Raw genomic sequence first — 19858 nt, forward strand, 5'->3', positions numbered from 1 at the left:
CAGCCATTTCAAGTATCGCAGTTATTTCCAGCGAGAAAACTCACAATATTACAACGTGTCGTTAATACTATGCGATTAATTTTAATTAAATTTTTATTTATCTGTTGTTTAGGCCTATCTCTTCAAGGTTGTGAGACGCTTAAAAGCCTCGGTCTCGGCAGCAGTGATTCCGAAACCGAAGACGAATACGCCGACTGGAATGCCGAAAAGTTTCGCGACCAGGCCAAGACGGCGCTGGATAGCGGCAATTATGACAAAGCCATCAAAATTTACGAAGCGCTTGAATCGCGCTATCCATTCGGCGATGAATCCGCTCAAACCCAGCTGGATATTGCTTACGCTTATTATAAAAATAGTGACCCTGAGGCCGCAATCGCCGCCGCAGACCGTTTTATCAAAATCAACCCACGCAGCTCTAGCGTCGATTATGCTTACTATTTAAAAGGCCTGGCTAATTACAATCGCGGCATTGGCTTTATCGATCGCTTCCTGCCCACCGATACTTCGCAACGCGACCCAGGGACAGCGCGTGATGCTTATGACAATTTTTCCGAACTGCAGCGCAGATTCCCAAACAGCAAATATGTAGCCGATGCCCAACTACGCATGGTTGCGCTTAAAAACAACCTGGCTATGTATGAAGTCCACGTCGCCCGTTTTTACATGAAGCGCAAGGCGTATATTGCCGCCATCAACAGGGGCTCTACCGTCGTTGACAAATACCAGCGCACGCCGGCAGTGCCTTATGCCTTGCAAATCATGCAAGAGGCATACACTAAACTTGAACTGCCGGATCTTGCCAAAGATACTGCCCGGGTTTATGAGCTAAACTATCCTGATGGTCCGCCGGTGCCCGAACATAAAGACGCAACCCTTTCGCATAAGATTTGGGATTTTATCGGCTTGGAAAAATAGCAGAGCTGTCCACAAAGAGCAACCCAAGCTCAATACAAATCCACCGGATCAACATCCAGCGACCAGCGTACTTTGTTTGCCTGCTTAAGTTTTTCAATTTTCGGCATCAGCACATTGAGCAAGGCATGTAACTCCGGCCGCTTGCTGCTCTGAAACAGCAACTGATAGCGATAAAACCCCGCACGCCTGGCCATAGGCGCCGCAACCGGCCCCAAAATATGGGTATGTCCCTTGCTGTGCTCCTGCGCCAACTTGACAACCGCATCCAGAAACAGCTTCGGCATCTCGGCATCTGCGGCCTGCACTCTTAATAAGGCCTGATAACTGAACGGCGGCAATGACGCATCCTTGCGCTCCGCCAACGCGGTTCTGGCAAAACAGCTGTAACCCTGAGAGATCAGCGTTGTTAATAAAGGATGCTCCGGCTGCCGGGTTTGCATGATGACTCTGCCGGGTTTTTCCGCACGACCGGCGCGACCTGAGACCTGCACGATCATTTGCGCCAGTTTCTCGGGCGCATGAAAATCAATGCTGAACAGGCCGCTGTCCACATCCAGTATCGCCACCAAAGTCACATTGGGAAAATGATGGCCCTTCGCCAGCATTTGCGTACCCAGAATAATATCGACTTCACCCTGATTGATTCGCTGCAAATAATTTTCCAATGCGCCTTTGCGCTGAGTGGAATCGCGATCCAGGCGAACAATCGTTTTATCGGCAAATAATTCCGCCAGCACTTTTTCCACCCGCTCGGTACCCAATCCTAACGGCGTCAGCGCCCCTGTTCTACAGGCAGGACATTGCCTGATCAAACGCTGCTCTTGTCCGCAATGATGACAACGCAATATCCCTTCATCCTGATGAATCACCAGATTGGCATCGCAGCGTCGGCAACGTGCAACCCAGCCGCAGCCATGACATATCAGCGTGGGCGCAAACCCTCGCCGGTTCAAGAATAATAAGACTTGTTCGTTTTTGGCCAGGGTTTTATGCATCTCGGCAACCAGCGCTTCGGACAGACCTTCCTGCATCCTCTTGTTTCTGATGTCCAATAGCTGCAACACCGGCGCGGTGGCATTCCCCGCCCTTTCCGGCAGATGCAGCAAGCGGTAACGCTTGTTATCGACGTTATGCAGGCTTTCCAGCGCCGGCGTTGCCGAACCCAGCAATACCGGAATATTTAACAGCTTGGCGCGCACCACCGCTACATCGCGGGCCGAAAAACGAAAGCCTTCCTGTTGCTTGAACGAGGCATCATGCTCTTCATCGAGAATAATCAGGCCGGGCTTTTTTAACGGCGTAAACAGCGCCGACCGCGTGCCCAACAAAATCGAACATTCACCGCTCTGCAGGTTAAGCCAGGCACTGGTCCGCTGCCGGTCGGTCAGCTTGGAATGGGAAATGGCAATGCTGACGGTAAAGCGTTGCCGGAACCGCTCTTCAAGCTGGGGCGTCAGCGTGATTTCCGGCAACAACACCAAAACCTGCTGCCCCCGTTCCAGCACGCTACGGATAATCTGCATATACACTTCGGTTTTGCCGCTGCCGGTGACGCCTTCCAGCAAGAACACACCAAACTGTCCCAGACTGTCGGATACGGCATCTATCGCCGCTTGCTGTTGCGGATTACAGTGCAGAGCACCATTCCTGATGATCGGCTCTCGGCTATTAATCCCGAGCGCTGTTGCGGCAAGCTGTAGTAACTGCTTGTCCATCAGTTGCTTTACAGCGCTGCGCCAGTTTTGATTCCATGCGGAAAGCTCCGCTTCGGACAAGCTGTTGGGATGGGCTTGAAATTTTTCCAGTACGCTTTTTTGTTTGGGCGATCGCTTCAATTGCTCGCTAGCAAGCGCCTTACCCAGCTCGGTCAAGGCATAGCGTTTTTCTGTTTGAATAACAGCCGATTTGCCCTGGCGTAACGCCACAGGAAATGCAGCACTGAAAACTTCGCCCAACGGATGATGGTAATAACGACTGGCCCAATGCAGCAAAGCCAAGTCTTTTGTTGATAACAGCGGTTTTTCGTCGAGTATCCGTTCGACGCGTTTTAATTTACTGATGTCTATATTGCTATGTTGAACGCACTCAACCAGAAAGGCTATTTTTTTAGTATTGCCAAAAGGCACTTCCAGACGAATACCCGGTTTGATAGCCGTCATCTCGATATTATCCGGCGCCAGATAATCGAATTGTCGATAAACAGGCAGTGCAATAGCCACCCTGAAAATCAACTCGCTCCCACTTTGCAACTTAGCCATAATATTTGAATTATTTGTGATGTTTTAAGACTAAGTGGTTATACATATTAAACAATTTAAGTTAGCCACAGAAGCCGTGGATAACTTTGTGGACAAGTGATTCTTAACAATCCTTACTAGCGGTTTTTATTACAGTTTTGTTACATTGAATCATTTTTATACATTAATTAATTTCCTTTTACTTTCAATTGCTTATTATTTTTGCATGGAAAATAATGTCCGTCCTATCGATTATATTTTAACTTGACTTACAGAAAATCCATATTGTGGATTAGCCGCGCCAAGTTGAACGCCATCTTTTGCAATCCAACACCTTGACGCCCCAAGCGACTGTTCAGTAACGCCCATTTTATTGCGGTTTGATAAATTTAATCGTCATTCTATCGCTTTCGCCGATAGCCAAATATTTCTTTCTATCCTTATCCTTGAGCCTTAAAGCAGGCGGCAAAGTCCAGACGCCTTCGGGATAATCCTTGGTGTCTTTGCTATTGGCATTGATTTCGGATTTATCCAGAAACTCAAAGCCCGCATTTCTTGCCAGCGCAATCACATAGTCCTCGGTGACGTAGCCTGATACGGCCTTGGTATCTTGCTGCCTTAACGTTGAATTTCTATGCTCCACGACGCCTAAAATCCCACCGGGCTTTAATGCCTTGTACATCGCCTTAAATACTGCGGCGGCCTGATCGTTTTTCATCCAATTATGCACACTACGAAAGGTTAAAATCCTGTCGGCCGAGCCATCGGGAGCTATTTGCAAAAACGTAGGCGGCTGCAATACGCTTAGCTCAACTTTACCGTAAACTTTCGGCCGACTTTTTATCTTTTTAACAAATTCATGCAGATTTTTTTTGAAATGAGGCTGCTCGGCATCGGCTGAAAAATGTGCGGCATACAACTTGCCGTGATCTTTTAAATACGGAGCAAGGATTTCTGTATACCAGCCCTCGCCCGGCCAAACCTCAACCACCGTCATATCGTTCTTCACATCGAAGAATTCCAAGGTTTGCCGTGGATGCCGATATTTATCCCGATTCTTATGCTCGACAGAGCGCTGCTTTTCGGCAATGACTTGCGGCAGGGATGTTGATTTTTCTACCGCGTAAGACGATGAAAAACTGCTGACCAGCAACAGTGCCCATAAAATATATTTCATGCTATTTTCCTAATGAGTGATTTTTTATGACAAGACGATAACCTGATTTTCAGGCGCTACGCGTGGAAATGCGAAAAACCCTGAACTCTGAAGCATGATCCCTGAACCTCAACTTAACACTCCTGAATCAGTACCTTCAACCGTTCAAGAAAAGCATCGCGCAAACTGTAGAGTTCGCCTAAGCGCGCCAGCGCTTCAGCTGCCCGATTGCATCCACGAAGTTCATATAACTCTGTCGCCAGTACATGCACCTGGCAGTGTAGCGCTTCGATGCTCTGAAAAGCAGGTCGCCCGGCATATCGGGGCAATCCCGCTGCATCCAGCCACTGGCCGAAATGACACTGCTGAAGATCCAGCGACGGTGGAAAGTTGCGCCTGCCTTCGAGAAAAGCCTCTATGGCGATAATCCAGGCACGATGCTCCACGCCGACGAAAAGCAGCGGCAAATCATCGCGACTCAACGAAGACAGGTTCGCCCAGCGCGGATCAGGATGCCAGTCGGTCAACCAACCAGGCATGTTATGCGCCGGCATGGGACGGGCTATGCTATAGCCCTGAGCCAGCTCGCAGCCGAGTTGCAGTAGCATTTCGCCATGCTCAATGGTCTCTACACCCTCGGCGATGACTTGCCGCTGAAAGGCATTAGCCAACCCAATCACACCTTGCAAAATAGCCAAATCATCGGGATCGTCGAGCATGTCGCGGACAAAGCTCTGGTCGATTTTAAGCAGGGTCACCGGCAATTGCTTCAGATAGGTCAGCGACGAATAACCGGTACCAAAGTCATCCAGCGCAAACTTCACGCCGATTTCACGGCAGGCCTTGATAACCCCGGACACATGCGCCAAATCTTCCAGTGCACTGGTTTCCAGCACTTCCAGTTCGAGACAAGCGGGATTCATGTCCGGATGCGCCGCCAGAATCCCGCGTAGTCGCTCGACAAAGTCGGTTTTCTGTAATTGATGCGCGCCAATATTAACGCTGACCGGGATGTCGACGCCAACTTCATGCCAGAGTGCCATCTGTGTCAATGCGGTGTCGATAACCCATTCACCGATTTCGATAGCCAGCGGATGATCTTCAATCGCCGGTAAGAACAGCATCGGCGGCAATAAGCCTCGCTCAGGATGCTGCCAGCGAATCAAGGCCTCGGCACCGATAATCTCTCCGGTGCGCATATTGACCTTAGGCTGATAATACAGCACAAATTCGCGATTGATCAGACCTTGGCGGATATGTTCCAGACTTTCATGATGCCCACGAATGCTGCGATCCGCCTCGGCATCGAAGATGTAATAGCGGTTCTTGCCGGCCTGCTTGGCTTTATACATCGCCTGATCCGCCTGGCGTTGCAGTTGATCCGCATCAAGGTCTTCCGCCTGCGGGTAAAAAGTAACGCCCAGACTGGCCGAAATCCGTAGGGTAATGTCGCCTAACTGCACCGCTTCGGCGGCAGCGGCAAGCAGCCGGGTGAGCATCGGCACACAGGCCTCAATATCGACCAGATCAACCAGTACCGCAACAAATTCGTCGCCGCCAATGCGGGCCAGCGTGTCGCCTTCGCGCAAGGCCTGCTTCATACGCCCGGACAGGGCAATCAGCAACTGGTCACCGACTTCATGCCCATGGTGGTCATTAATATCCTTGAAGCCGTCAAAGTCAAGAAAGGCGACCGCCAGCAATTGCTTATGCCGTTGCGCCTGAACCATCGCTTGGCGCAAGCGGTCAGCTAACAGCACACGGTTGGGCAGATTAGTCAGCACATCATAGTTAGCGATGTATTCGAGATATTCCTGGCGCTCCTTGAGCGCCGTAATGTCGGAGAACAGAGCCATGTAATGCTGAGTATTGCCTTGCGCATCACGCACCGCACTGATGGTTTGCATTGAGGCATAGACTTCGCCGTTCTTGCGTCGGTTCCAGATTTCACCGTACCAGTAGCCGTGCTTGATCAATGAAGCCCAAAATGCGTCATAGAACTCTTTACTATGACGACCGGAAGTCAACAAGCGCGGATTTTCTCCCAGGACTTCGTCGTGACTGTAGCCGGTAATTTCGCTGAACATAGCGTTGACATCGACAATCGTACCGTCCGGTTCGGTTATCATAATACCTTCGCGAGCATGAGTGAAAACGCTGGCGGCAAAACGTAGTTTCTCCTCGTCTTGTTTACGCGCAGTGATGTCAATATCACAGCCACGGTAGCCGCGCACGGTACCATCGGCATTTAACAGGGGCATGCCGCTACTCGAAACCCAAATCAAGCGGCCGTCCTTGGTGAGTATTTGATTTTCCAGATTAACCGACATTTCCTTGCGTTGGGTCATTGCAAGTCGCCTGTCTTTTATCTGCTCGCGCTCCTGTTCAGGGTGCAGATCATAGAAATATTTCTTACCTACCAGTTCGTCAGGATAAAAACCTAAAACCGCCTCGGAGACAACACTGGCATAAGTGTACCGCCCTTCTATATCGACATCCCAAGTAAAGGTTCGACTCTGTCCTGCCAGCTGATCAAAACGCTGTTCGCTCTCTCGCAGTGCGGCTTCAGCTTTTTTGTATTCGCTCCGGTCGCGTAAAATCCCGAGCATAAGTCCGCCCTCAATTAAATGCGCACTTACCTCTACCGGCAATTCGGTCTTGTCTTTGCGCAGATGAATCCATTCGGCCTGATGCGTGACGCCCGCCTTCAGCTGGCAAATAACCGCGCTCAATCTAGGATGTTCGTGTACTGCCAGAATATCGGACAAACTCAGCTCGAACAACTGTTCACGGCTATAACCGAGCATACGCAAGCTGGCGGGATTGGCCTCGACAAAGCGACAATCCTGGTTGACCACCAATACCCCGTCTTCCGCCAGCGCGAATAATTGCCGGAACCGACTCTGCGCACGCGCTCCCCGTGTCAACAAAAACCAGGTCATTACGCTTAAGACCAGCGTCAACACAACACCGACGACACCAACCAGAATGAGGCGCTGGTGAGATGATACCCGGGCTTCAAAAGCCGGAGTCGTGCGCATCGACAAGATCCAGCGACGACCGCCAATAGCCAGCTCGCGGCTGATTTGCAGCAGACCCTCGGCACTGCTGCTGTCGTGCGACCGGTACAAAGGGGACTGGCCTAACTGCGGCTCGGCGTCATAAATTTCGAGAACAACATCAGAGTTGACTTGATCGCCTAGACCCGCCATCAAGTCATTGATACGAAAAGGCACATCCACCCAAGCGGCAATGGCAGCACGGCGCTGGGCCAAGCTGTCGGGTTTGCTGCCGCCTTGGTAAATAGGCAGGTACATGACAAAGCCGCTAACATCCGGTTTGCCGGCATCTTGCGCCAAAGTAATGCGTGCGGTGATCGCGACATCGCCGGAATCTCGAGCCCGCGCGGCCGCAGCGAGGGGTTCAGGAAAGGCCAGGATATCCATGCCCAGTACCTTGAGGTTCTCCGCATTTAAAGGCTCCATGTAGATGATCGGTGAGTAATAAGCACGCTCGCCTTCCGGTTTGATGCGATAACCCGGTAATTTTTCCTGCTGACGCATGTCGGCAATATGGTGGTCTTTATCGACATGAGCGATTATCTTAGCCAAGCCGATACCTTGTGCACCTGCCTTATGATCAAGATGTAAAGCCTGAATGTAAGTCCGGAACTCATCGGCTGAAATATGTTTTGAACTATCGATAAAACCTTTGACCCCGCGCATGATCGTCACATAAGCATTGAAACGGCTGCGGATATTACTGATGGCTTGATCGGCGGCAAATCCGAATGCAGTATGCAGGTGCTCTTTATCTTGTTGCTGAAAACGCCGACATACATCGGCCGTAATGCCCAAACCAACCAGCAATATGAGGCCTGAAAGCAGCCAAGGTGCAAAGCGCGGGCGACATAAACCGGCTAAGTATTTTAGGCGTTGAAAATTCATAAAGTAGCGATTAAGTAAGTTCTTAGGGCTACCCACCTAAGCCGGAACAGCCATTTAAATTCGATAGCACTGATGTGATATCAATGTGGGAGCGGCAAATAGTTTCGCTGAATTAATATCCGCGAATAATAAGAGTTACTTCGCCTGTTTGTCATTCCAGATTTGCAGCAGACTTAAGCTTGCCAGCATTAAAAAAGCCAGCAATGTCCAGGCAGGCATACTAAAACCCAACAGCGTCCAATCCACTTTAGCGCAATCACCGGTACCGCTAAGCATTAACTTGACTGTTTCAAACAACGGAAAATTTTGCAGCACATAATCCAGGCCGGGGCCGCATTCCGGGACTTTATCAGGCGGCAAATGCTGTATCCAGACATGGCGGGTTGAAATCGCCGCTCCGCACAAAGCCGTTACCGCGCCTGAAATGGCATAAGCGGTTACCCCAGTTTGTCCCGGATTATGAATGGCGGCGCTTAAAAAAACCAAGCCGGTCAGCAAAATGGCAATGCGCTGGGAAATACACAACGGACAGGGATCGAGGCCGCCGATAAACTGGAAATAAGCGCCCATCGACAGCAAAAAAACACAACCAATAAAACCCAGAAAAAACCAGATTCTCGAATTAAATTTTAACCATGCCAACATAATCGACTGTCCTTTTTAAAAAATTCATTGTAACTATTCAGCTCCTCGTTCCCGCGTAGCGCGTCACTGCCATTAAGTTTAAGTTAGGCAATTGAGTCTATTCTGGGGTGGGCGCGAATTTATTCGCGCTTTTAATATCTACCGCGCGAATAAATTCGGGCCCACACATAGACAATCCCAATATAAGGTTAGCTCAGTCTTTCGCCCTTTGCTTTAGTTTATTTTACAAGCCTTGTACATTCCATCCAGCACCAGCGAATTAGGGCTGACCATACCGATAATTTTGCCATGCTCAATGACCGGCGCTCTGACCAAATTATACTGGGCAAATAAACGCGAACAATAACGGATGTCCATATCAGGGCGTACCGAGATCACCGGCTTGCTCATCACTTCGTAAACGTTAACCCGATCCGGCGCACGATCCTTGGCCAACACATGGCGAGCAATGTCGCCGGAATTAATCATGCCGTATTCGTCGTCGTCATGACGCTTATTAACGATAAGTACGGCGGTTTTAAGCTTTTTCATCTTTTTCAGAGCATCTTCTATGGTGGCAATACCGTCGATGGTGCCAAAATCGGTTTTCATCACATCCCTAACGCGAACGATAATACGTGGCTCAATCATATTTTTTATCCTCAAGTTCTTGGGTTAATTGTTCAACCTGATGCATAACGCCGACGGCATCTTCAACGTCAATCTGGATGGCAATGCCGGTACCGGGTTTGCTGTCGAACTGCGCGACCTTGGCAATGGTTTCCAGAATTTGCCGACTAAGATGTTCTTCAACCAAAAACAGCAGCACATCGCGCTGGGTCTCCAAGCTCAAGCCAAAAAAAGTTTTCGATTGTTTCATGCCTTCGCCGCGAGCATTATTGACCACGGTTGCGCCTTTAGCGCCATTTTTGCGGGCAGTCTCAAGCACCAGGTCAGTTTTGTCATCTTCGACAAAGGCGATAATTAATTTGAAATGCATAGTTTTCCTCAGGGTTTGGATGAAAGACTGCTTTTATTAAGCCATTGCGCAATTTGCGCATAAGCTAAGACAGCAATAATGGGCGATAAACAGGCAAAAGCGATCAAGCCAAAACCATCCAGCAACGGGTTGCGGCCGGGGACGGCAGCGGCCAGTCCCAAACCCAATGCAGTCACCAGCGGCACCGTGACCGTTGACGTGGTGACCCCGCCAATGTCATAAGCCAGACCAATCATCAGTTTTGGGGTAAACAGGGTTTGCACAATGACAATGATATAACCCGCAATTATAAAATAATAAAGTTCAATACCGACAACGATTCTATAGGTACCCAAGGCCAAACCTAAGGCGACGCCGATAGCAACGGTAATGCGCAAGCCCCAAGCACGGACAGTGCCGCCGGAAATCTGTTCGGCTTTCATCGCCACCGCAAGCAACGAGGGTTCGGCCAAGGTGGTCGCAAAGCCGATGCTGGCAGCAAAGATATACACCCAGTAATACGTCTGCCAGGCTACGTTTTGCTCAGTCGGGGATATACCCAAAAATTCTGGCGTCGTCAGCTGATTGGCCATCAGCGTCCCCAACGGAAACAGTGCCATTTTCAGGCCTTCCAGAAAGAATGCAATACCGAGCAACACATAAATAAAGCCGATCAGCATTTTTTTCGGGTGCGCCACCGGTTTACGGATAACCAGCAGCTGAAAGCCGATAATAATCGCGGCAATCGGCAAAATGTCCCGGCAGGTTTCCAGTAATACCTGCCCAAATTGGTTCATCCAATTCATCATATGATCATCCCATATGCCATCACAAAAATAATAGGCATTAATGAGGCAAAGGCAATCAGCCCAAAGCCGTCAGTCATCGGATTGCGTCCTTTAATGGCGGTGGCCAAACCCACGCCCAGCGCAGTCACCAGCGGAACGGTAATGGTCGAGGTGGTGACGCCGCCGGAATCGTAAGCGATGCCGATAATTTCAGGCGGCGCAAACGGCGTTATCACAATGACTCCGCAATAACCGCCGATAATCAGGTAATACAACGGCCAGCCCCGAATAATTCTTAATACGCCGATCAAAATAGCAAAGCCGACCGACAACGCCACAGTAAGGCGCAGTCCCAAGGCATAATCGTTAATCGCCTCATCGCTGGGTTCGATAATGTTGGCCTTACCGGCAATATTGGCCGCTTCCTGAGCGACGGCGATCAACGCGGGTTCTGCCACCGTGGTGCCAAAGCCCAAACAAAAGGCAAACGCCAGCAGCCAGAACACACTGCCTTTGCTGGCAAACGCATAGGCCATCGACTCGCCAATCGGGAACAGGCTTTGCTCAAGCCCCTGAATAAACAGGGTAAGACCGAGAACAACGAAAAGAGTGCCGACGATTAAGTTGCCGACATCGGGAATAGGCTGACGGATCACCAAAACCTGGAACACCAAAACAACCGCGAGAATAGGCACTAAGTCTAAAAAACTGCTGAACAGTTGTTTAATAAAAGCGTTTTTTAACATTCAATCTCCTTGTTTGACTCGTCTTTGCCAATCCCAGCATTACTCACTCTCTCTTTTAAAATCGAATTTCATCATATAGTGTAAGTTTGATTATTTCAATGTTGAGGTGGCTGTTGGTAGTTGAACTCAATTTGCCGTGTAAGGTAAGGTTTTCTTTTGAAATACGACGACTGGGTATATTTTTAATTTTTCACTGGCTTTGCACCGGCAGTATTTTGAGTAGGCATGATGCATTCATCAACAACATGGTCATGCGGACAATCATGCCTTATATTAAGGGCTGTTATGAATAACGTTATGCTTTAATCCTGCCTGAAACTGTTTTGTGTACACCCATCATTAAGGAGAACACCATGAATTTTTCACGTTTAGCGCTACTGGCCTTTATCGTCGCCCTGATTGTCGCTTTTTTTGCCTTCGACTTGGACAACTACTTGACTCTGGAAGCACTGAAGGCTCAGCAAGACGCTATCGGCAGTTATCGCAGCACTCATCCCGTTATGGCCGTTGCCATTTATGCGCTGATTTATATCGCCGTAACCGGCCTGTCTTTGCCGGGCGCAGCCATTCTTACGCTGGCCGGTGGCGCTGTGTTCGGTTTGCTATGGGGAACATTGATCGTTTCTTTCGCCTCGTCGATTGGCGCAACCCTGGCCTTTCTGGCCGCCCGCTTTCTGTTTCGCGATGCGGTTAAAGCGCGCTTTGGCGAGCGTCTGCAAGCCATCGATGCCGGTGTGGCTAAAGATGGCGCTCTGTACCTGTTTACCCTGAGGTTGGTGCCGGTTTTTCCGTTTTTCGTAATTAACCTGGCGATGGGTTTGACCCATCTAAAAACCCAGACTTTTTATTGGGTCAGTCAGGTGGGTATGTTGGCCGGTACCGTGGTTTATGTGAACGCCGGTACCCAGCTGGGTCAACTGGAATCCTTGTCGGGTATTTTGTCGCCCGGCCTGATCGGCTCTTTTGTGCTATTAGGCATTTTTCCGTTGATCGCCCATAAAATCGTCGAAGCCATTCAGGCCAATAAGATCTATGCCCAATGGCCTAAGCCTGCCCGGTTTGACAACAACATCGTGGTGATTGGCGCCGGTTCCGGCGGCCTGGTTACGTCTTACATCGCCGCCGCCGTCAAAGCCAAAGTTACCTTAATCGAAAAACATAAGATGGGCGGCGATTGCCTGAACACCGGCTGTGTGCCGTCTAAAGCCTTGATCCGTTCCGCCAAACTGCTGGCTCAAATTCGTAACGCGTCGGATTTCGGCATCAAAAAAGCCGACGCTGAATTTGATTTCGCCGAGGTGATGAACCGGGTGCAAGCGGTGATCAAAACCGTCGAGCCGCACGATTCCGTACAACGTTATTCAGACCTGGGCGTGGAGGTCGTCGAAGGCGAGGCTAAAATCCTTTCTCCCTGGGAAGTCCAGGTCACCGCAGCCGGTGAAACCCGCACCATCACCGCCCGTTCCATCGTGATCGCCGCCGGTGCGCGTCCGTTGGTACCGCCGATTCCGGGTATCGAGGACATCGCTTATCTGACCTCCGACAACCTCTGGGCGTTGCGCGAACTGCCCAAACGTCTGGTTATACTGGGCGGCGGGCCTATCGGCTGCGAACTGGCGCAAAGTTTTGCCCGGTTCGGCAGCAAGGTGGTGCTGGTGGAAATGTTGCCGCGTCTGTTAATCCGCGAAGACAGTGATGTTGCGGACATCGTCATCGCCAAGTTCCGTCAGGAAGGTATCGAGGTGCTGGTTGAACATACCGCCAAACAGTTCATCATCGACAACGGTGAAAAAATTCTGCTGGCCGAGCATCAGGGTCAACAAGTGCGCATTGCGTTCGACCAAGTGCTATTGGCGCTTGGCCGGGTTGCCAATACCCAAGGTTACGGCCTTGAAGAACTGGGCGTCGAACTATCGCCCAAGCGCACTATTGCCATTAATGCGTTCCAGCAGACTAATTACCCGAACATTTTTGCCGTCGGCGACGTATCCGGCCCGTTCCAGTTCACCCATACCGCCGCCCATCAGGCCTGGTATGCTGCGGTGAATGCCTTGTTCGGCGGCTTTAAAAAATTTCGTACCGATTACTCGGTGATTCCCTGGGCTACGTTTATCGATCCTGAAGTCGCCCGGGTCGGTCTGAACGAGCAGGATGCCACCGAACAAGGCATTGCCTATGAAGTCAGCACCTATCACCTTGACGATCTGGATCGAGCCATTACCGACGGTGTAGCGCAGGGCTTTGTCAAAGTGCTGACCCAGCCCGGCAAAGACCGGATACTCGGCGTGACTATCGTTGGCGAACATGCCGGAGAGTTGCTGGCTGAATTCGTGCTGGCGATGAAGCACGGCCTCGGCTTAAACAAAATTCTGGGCACCATTCACATCTATCCCACCCTGGCCGAGGCCAACAAATATGTCGCCGGCGTCTGGAAACGCAACCATGTCCCGGAAGGCTTGCTGCGTTGTGTTGGCCGTTTTCACGCATGGCGCAGGGGCTGAGTCGCGGTTGGGCAGAGCACCGCGAAGCTCAACATGTTAGTCCTTGAAAAGGCGATAGCTTTAATGGCACGTTGCGTGCTGAATAACATGACTGCAGAATCAACCCATCCTGTAGTCATCCTCCAGCAATTTCGCATGGGCCGCAGCCAGCCTGGCGATGGGTATGCGTGGCGCCGAACAGGACACATAATCCAGTTTGATATGATGGCAGAAGCGAATCGATTGCGGATGGCCGCCTTGTTCGCCGCAGATGCCTATTTTGATATCGGGCCGGGTAAGGCGTCCTGAATCAGCGGTCATTTTCATTAATTGGCCGACACCTTTGGCATCAAGCACTTCAAACGGGTTGTCTTCAAGTAATCCGGTTTCATTGTAAAGCGGTAGAAATTTGTTTTCTGCATCTTCGCGCGAAAAGGAGAAGGTCGCCTGGGTTAAATCATTGGTACCGAACGAGAAAAATTCCGCCACTTGCGCTAATTCGCCGGCACGGGTACAGGCCCTGACAGTTTCCACCATGGTACCGAATTTAAATTCCAGCGCAATACCGTACTGACTTTCGACTTCCTGTTGAATTTGATCGACGAAAGATTTTACTTTGATCAACTCTTGCAAGGTAATCACCTGAGGCACCATGATTTCAGGCAGAATCGGTGTCCCTTGTTGAGTACACAGCGCCACAGCCTCAAGAATGGATCGAATTTGCATCTGGTAAATTTCCGGATACGACATGCCAAGGCGCACACCCCGGTGACCCAGCATCGGATTGACTTCATACAATTCCTTGACTTTCTTCAGCATCAATTCCTTTTTAGCAATCGCTTTATTGATGACGTCCTCATTCAGATAATTGAACGGTGTCGGCAATAACGCCTGTAGACCCAAGGTCTCCAAGGTGACCTGCTGACCCTGTATCATCAGCTTATAGAGATTCAAAGCTTTGATGTCATCTTCAAGCTGATGCTCACTGGGCAAGAATTCATGCATCGGCGGATCCAGCAGTCGGACGGTCACAGGATAAGGCGACATCGCCTCAAATAGCTGTTTAAAGTCATCACGCTGAATCGGAAATAACCGCGTCAACGCTTGCTGCCGAGCTTCCTTGTTGTCAGCCAGAATCATGTCAATCACTAAAGGCAGGCGGTCGGACGCATTAAACATGCGCTCGGTACGGCACAGACCAATACCGGTTGCGCCATAGCTGAGCGCCATGCGTGCGCGTTCCGGCGTATCGACATTGGCGTGAACTTCCAGTTCGGCAAACTCATCGGCCCAAGACAACAAGATTTTTAATTCTTCGGAAAATGAAGGTTCAATCATGGCGATTTCGCCTAAATAAATGAGTCCGGTACTGCCGTCAATAGTAATGGTATCGCCTTCGCGAATATGCAGATCACCGATAATTGCCTGGTGGGCGCGCACATCTATTTGCAGGTCTTCGGCGCCGGCGATGCAGGCTTTACCCATGCCTCGGGCAACCACGGCCGCATGCGAGGTTTTGCCGCCGCGACTGGTCAAAATACCCTGGGCGGCAAAAAAGCCATGAATGTCTTCGGGTTTGGTTTCTTCTCTGAGTAAAATGACCCGCTCTCCGGCACGGCCCATTAATTCAGCGGTATCGGCATCAAACACGCATTTACCGAAAGCGGCGCCCGGCGAAGCCGGCAAGCCTTGAGCCACAGACTGGGCTTTATTTTCAGGATCAAGTTGCGGATGCAGCAGCTGTTCCAGCAACTCGGGGTTGATGCGCAACAACGCCTGTTCCTTGCTAATCAGGCCTTCGGCCATCATCTCCACGGAAGTACGCACCATCGCCGTCGCGTTCATTTTACCGTTACGGGTTTGCAGGCAGTACAAGACGCCGCGTTCGATGGTGTATTCGTAATCCTGAACTTCCTGGTAATGTGCTTCGAGTCTGTTACGCAAATCGACCAACTGCTTGTACAGATCCGGCATTTCCTGAGCCAATTCTTGCACCGGTTTTGGCGTGCGAATGCCGGCGACCACATCCTCGCCTTGCGCATTAACCAGGTATTCGCCATACATTTCATTAACGCCGGTGCCCGGATTGCGGGTAAAGCCGACACCGGTTGCGCAATCGTTGCCCATATTGCCAAACACCATGGCGACTACATTAACGGCGGTGCCGTTGGCCATTTTCGGCGTGATATGGAATTCGCGCCGGTAATCGACTGCGCGTTTGCCCATCCAGGAATTGAATACCGCTTTAATAGACAATTCCAGTTGTTCATAAACATTTTCAGGAAAAGGCTTGCCGGTTTCTTCCAGAACGACCTGGAGAAACAGCTCGCTGATTTGGCGCAGATGTTCGGCATCCAGACCCACATCGGATTTTATCCCTGCCTGTTTTTTGACCGCAGCGAAATGCAGATCAAATTTTTGATCATCAATGCCCAAGGCTACCTTGCCGAATAACTGAATAAAACGGCGGTAGGCATCATAGGCAAAGCGCGCATCGCCGGTCTGCTCGATCAGGCCGGTCAGGGTTTGGGCATTAAGCCCCAGATTGAGAATAGTATCCATCATGCCGGGCATTGAGATAGCCGAACCGGAACGTACCGATACCAGCAATGGATTACGGCGGTCACCAAACTGTTTACCCGAGAGTGTTTCAATTTCGCCAATATGGGCTTTAACGTCTTCCAGCAAACCGTCGGGCAATTGATGGTTTCCGAGATAATCCAGACAAGTTTTGGTAGTGATCACAAACCCCGGCGGTACATTAAGCCCAATCTGGGTCATTTCGCACAGATTGGCACCTTTGCCTCCCAACAGTACTTTATTTTTTCCGTCGCCTTTTTGGAATGAATAGATATATTTTTCAGTCATGTTTTTTCCCAAAGTTGAGTAGATGCATAGAACAGAGCTATTTTACGGTTTGCGATTCAGCCTGCTTTTTTGCAGTATTGCTTGCCGTGCGCGGATTGATTCAGGCATGACAACTTGCTTTGCCTGCACGCTCAACACCCTTTGGCCTGTTGGAATCAACATTTTATTAAACTGATAGTTTTTAAACCAAACTGCAAGACGAAAACCCAATAATAAAACGACTATGATTAAATAAAATAAAGGTTCCGCCAGATTACCTTTGAGTTGCCAGTAATAATGAATAATGGCGGCAACCGCTGCAATATAAATAAAGCGATGGAGTTTTTTCCAGGTTTTACCCATGCGCTTTTTAGCCCATTTTGGCGAGCTAAGTGCTAATAAAAAAACAATGCTGTAAGCCAGTAGCCCAAACCAGATATAAGTACTTTCAATAATATCAATGCCAATAATGCGCCAGATTAGGGCATGATCTACCAGCAAATAAGTGAGTACATGCAAGGTTGCATAAAAGAAAGCATACAACCCCAACAGTTGCCGATAATTCGCCATGCCCCGCCATTTTGTCATCGTTTGAATCGGCGTAATAGCCAGTGTCAGCCATAAGAAACGTAATGACCAATCCCCTAGGCGAATATGCAGCGCTTGAATGGGATTGGCTCCGAGATGATTAAAAGCAATGTCGATCAATATCCATAGCAAGGGGATTAAGCAAGCGACAATAGTTAAGGACCGCAAACTGTTAAATCGTAGAACCATCAGAAAAAATGCCGTAAGTCCATGCCGCTATACAATGACGCTACTTGCTCGCCATAGCCGTTAAATAATTCAGTTTCTCGACGCGGAGTAAAAAAACCGCTGCCTAATTGGCGTTCGCTGTTTTGGCTCCAGCGTGGATGGGCAACAGCCGGATTTACATTGGAGTAAAAGCCATATTCGTGGGGTGCAAATTTATTCCAGGTTGTGATTGACGGTCTTTTTAACAACTCAATTTTTACAATCGCCTTAATACTTTTAAAGCCGTATTTCCAGGGCACAACCAAACGCAAGGGGGCGCCATTTTGTTTTGGCAGAATATCGCCATACATGCCAACAGCCAATATTGTTAAAGGATGCATGGCTTCATCAATGCGCAAACTTTCAACATAAGGCCATTCCAGCATCGCATGATGCTGTTGCTTGGGCATTATGTCGGGTTGATACGTAGCCGTAAATTTCACAAAGTGTGCCGTTGATAAAGGTTTAACCGTTTTTAATAAACTGCCCAGAGAAAAACCAACCCAGGGTACAACCATAGACCAGGCTTCCACACAACGAAAACGATAGATAGACTCTTGTAGCGTCTGCTGACGCAGAATATCTTCCAAATAATAGCTACCCGGTTTTTCGACTTCACCGCTTATCTCTATAGACCAAGGATCGGTCGTTATATTTTGCGCCAGCACCGTTGCATCTTTTTTATTAAATGAGAACTCATAATAGTTGGTGTAATTTTTAATGAGCTCAGCAGGCGTAAGTGTTAAAGCGTCGACAGAAAAATCGCTTTTTGGTATATCCGCCCAAATCGACTCATTGTTATTAGCCAATACAGGCGAAATACCCGCACCGGTAAGCGTAGTCGCCAACATAGCTTTAATTATCTGACGCCGCTTCTTAAAAACCAAAGGGTCGGTAATCTCACTGGCAGGAATATCTTTTGTTGTTTTAATGATCATCGCTAACGTTATCTAATGGTTAATCAATGCGAGCAAACCGACACCTATCTATTATCTTTTTCCCTTAGGAATCCAGCTAAATAATTTTCTGATTTTAAGTTCAGTAATAAAGGCCAGTGAAAACAGCTGGATAAAATTTTCAGCTTCAATTAAATCGAGTCCAATATATTCAGGAACCCGTTCTTTTCGAGTTCCGAACACACGATCCCAGAGTGAAAAAACAACGCCATAATTACTATCGTGTTCTTGGCGTAAGGTCGAATGATGAGTTCGGTGTAATGAGGGAGTAATAAATACTTGCGAAATAGTCTCTTCGTTCGGAACGCGAATATTGGCATGATGAAAAAATATGAAAAACAGCTCAACAATCTCAATAGAAAGTACCAGATACGCGTTCACGCCAATAACGACAACAAATACGCACTTGTAAATAACTTCCAGCAATAAATCGAAAACGTGGAAGCGAAAGCCGGTAGAAACATTAAAGCCTTTATCACTATGATGCACTTTATGAAATCGCCATAAGCACTCGTATTTGTGACTGGCAACGTGCCAAATATAAATGGCCAGATCAAAAAAAGCGAACGCCAGCAACCATTTGACCGGGCCATTATCTAAACCGCTTAATAAGCCGTAAGAGGCAAATTGTTGGGCGACAAGAAACAATGATGATGCCCTTAATACCGTCAGAATCACATTATTAACCAAAAAAGCCGTGGTATTGGTCACCAACGATTCTTTATAAACCTTCTGAGGAAATTGACGGTAAGGATGACGCTTCTCAATGACTAACAATAAAATAAAAGCCAGTATCGCAAGACCGAATAAGGCTTCATTAAAAAACAGGCCATCACTGGTATTCACATTTTCAGTCGAGCTCATAAACGTACCTTTATCTATTGCATCATAGTATTCAAGCGAGGTTATTTTTTCGGCATGGCATTTAATAAATCGTTTAATTCTTTAATTTCATTGTTAGCATTAACCTGCTCGGTTATATCGTACTGTACGCCCAGATAATAAATAACCCTGTGTTTTCTATCGAACAAAGGTGTTATTTTCAAGCGATTGAAAAATAACGTACCGTCTTTTTTATAATTATGTAACGTGACTTCAACGGACTCATGATTTTTCATGGCTTCGGCAATTTGATAACGTCCGGCTTGTTCTCTATCTTCGCCTTGAAGAAATCGGCAATTGTGACCGATGATTTCTTCTTGGTTATAACCTGTTAAACGTTCAAAGGCTTTATTGGCATAAACAATGGGAGAATCGTCTAAATCAGGATCAGCTAAAGTTACACCATTAACACACTCATCTAAAATAGCGGAAAGCACTTGCGGAATAAGGCCACTATCTTTTTCAACAATAAAAGGCATAATTAAACTCCAATGTTTTTGATAATT

Annotated in this window: 15 protein-coding genes; 2 read left to right on the forward strand and 13 right to left on the reverse strand. The window is 48.7% G+C overall.

What is annotated here, in order from left to right; translation table 11 throughout:
• Positions 1–69: 69 nt before the first annotated feature.
• Positions 70–915, forward strand: coding sequence for an outer membrane protein assembly factor BamD (locus tag ABXJ76_RS17265; RefSeq protein ID WP_432742320.1), 846 nt, complete (start codon positions 70–72; stop codon positions 913–915).
• Positions 916–944: 29 nt separating this feature from the next.
• Here ABXJ76_RS17265 and ABXJ76_RS17270 read toward each other — a convergent pair whose 3' ends face one another.
• The 8 genes from ABXJ76_RS17270 to ABXJ76_RS17305 form a co-directional block, all read right to left on the reverse strand.
• Positions 945–3173: a primosomal protein N' gene (locus ABXJ76_RS17270; protein WP_432742322.1), complete on the reverse strand. Its 2229-nt coding sequence runs from the start codon at positions 3171–3173 to the stop codon at positions 945–947.
• Positions 3174–3522: 349 nt separating this feature from the next.
• Positions 3523–4329, reverse strand: a complete 807-nt coding sequence (locus tag ABXJ76_RS17275; RefSeq protein WP_432742324.1) for a class I SAM-dependent methyltransferase — start codon at positions 4327–4329, stop codon at positions 3523–3525.
• 113 nt (positions 4330–4442) lie between these two features.
• Positions 4443–8255 (reverse strand): EAL domain-containing protein, encoded by a 3813-nt coding sequence (locus ABXJ76_RS17280; protein WP_432742326.1) that lies wholly within the window; start codon positions 8253–8255, stop codon positions 4443–4445.
• Positions 8256–8390: 135 nt separating this feature from the next.
• Entirely contained in the window at positions 8391–8900 is a 510-nt protein-coding gene (locus tag ABXJ76_RS17285) for a disulfide bond formation protein B (RefSeq protein WP_432742328.1), read from the reverse strand.
• Positions 8901–9113: 213 nt separating this feature from the next.
• Complete coding sequence (locus tag ABXJ76_RS17290) at positions 9114–9530, reverse strand: CBS domain-containing protein (RefSeq protein WP_432742330.1); 417 nt, start codon at positions 9528–9530, stop codon at positions 9114–9116.
• On the reverse strand, positions 9523–9879 hold the full coding sequence (locus tag ABXJ76_RS17295; protein WP_432742332.1) for a P-II family nitrogen regulator: 357 nt from the start codon (positions 9877–9879) through the stop codon (positions 9523–9525). The genes ABXJ76_RS17290 and ABXJ76_RS17295 overlap by 8 nt, the downstream gene beginning before the upstream one ends.
• Before the next feature lie 8 nt (positions 9880–9887).
• On the reverse strand, positions 9888–10667 hold the full coding sequence (locus ABXJ76_RS17300) for a DUF1538 domain-containing protein (RefSeq protein ID WP_432742334.1): 780 nt from the start codon (positions 10665–10667) through the stop codon (positions 9888–9890).
• On the reverse strand, positions 10664–11392 hold the full coding sequence (locus ABXJ76_RS17305; protein WP_432742336.1) for a DUF1538 family protein: 729 nt from the start codon (positions 11390–11392) through the stop codon (positions 10664–10666). The genes ABXJ76_RS17300 and ABXJ76_RS17305 overlap by 4 nt, the downstream gene beginning before the upstream one ends.
• A 353-nt stretch (positions 11393–11745) precedes the next feature.
• On the opposite strand from ABXJ76_RS17305, the gene ABXJ76_RS17310 reads away from it, so the two are divergent.
• Positions 11746–13893: an FAD-dependent oxidoreductase gene (locus ABXJ76_RS17310; RefSeq protein WP_432742338.1), complete on the forward strand. Its 2148-nt coding sequence runs from the start codon at positions 11746–11748 to the stop codon at positions 13891–13893.
• 99 nt (positions 13894–13992) lie between these two features.
• Here ABXJ76_RS17310 and ppdK read toward each other — a convergent pair whose 3' ends face one another.
• The 5 genes from ppdK to ABXJ76_RS17335 are packed head-to-tail and all read right to left on the reverse strand — an operon-like array spanning position 13993 to position 19831.
• Positions 13993–16740, reverse strand: coding sequence for a pyruvate, phosphate dikinase (ppdK, locus tag ABXJ76_RS17315; protein ID WP_432742339.1), 2748 nt, complete (start codon positions 16738–16740; stop codon positions 13993–13995).
• A gap of 42 nt (positions 16741–16782) precedes the next feature.
• Complete coding sequence (locus ABXJ76_RS17320) at positions 16783–17496, reverse strand: sulfite oxidase heme-binding subunit YedZ (RefSeq protein ID WP_432742341.1); 714 nt, start codon at positions 17494–17496, stop codon at positions 16783–16785.
• The gene (gene msrP / locus ABXJ76_RS17325; RefSeq protein ID WP_432742343.1) at positions 17496–18452 is read right to left on the reverse strand and encodes a protein-methionine-sulfoxide reductase catalytic subunit MsrP; all 957 of its coding nucleotides are present in this window, start codon (positions 18450–18452) and stop codon (positions 17496–17498) included. The genes ABXJ76_RS17320 and msrP overlap by 1 nt, the downstream gene beginning before the upstream one ends.
• 51 nt (positions 18453–18503) lie before the next feature.
• Positions 18504–19334, reverse strand: a complete 831-nt coding sequence (locus tag ABXJ76_RS17330) for a sterol desaturase family protein (protein ID WP_432742344.1) — start codon at positions 19332–19334, stop codon at positions 18504–18506.
• A gap of 41 nt (positions 19335–19375) precedes the next feature.
• Complete coding sequence (locus ABXJ76_RS17335; protein ID WP_432742346.1) at positions 19376–19831, reverse strand: PAS domain-containing protein; 456 nt, start codon at positions 19829–19831, stop codon at positions 19376–19378.
• Between the last annotated feature and the right edge of the window lie 27 nt (positions 19832–19858).

The organism is Methylobacter arcticus (assembly GCF_050917435.1).
Taxonomy (GTDB): Bacteria; Pseudomonadota; Gammaproteobacteria; order Methylococcales; family Methylomonadaceae; genus Methylobacter_A; species Methylobacter_A titanis.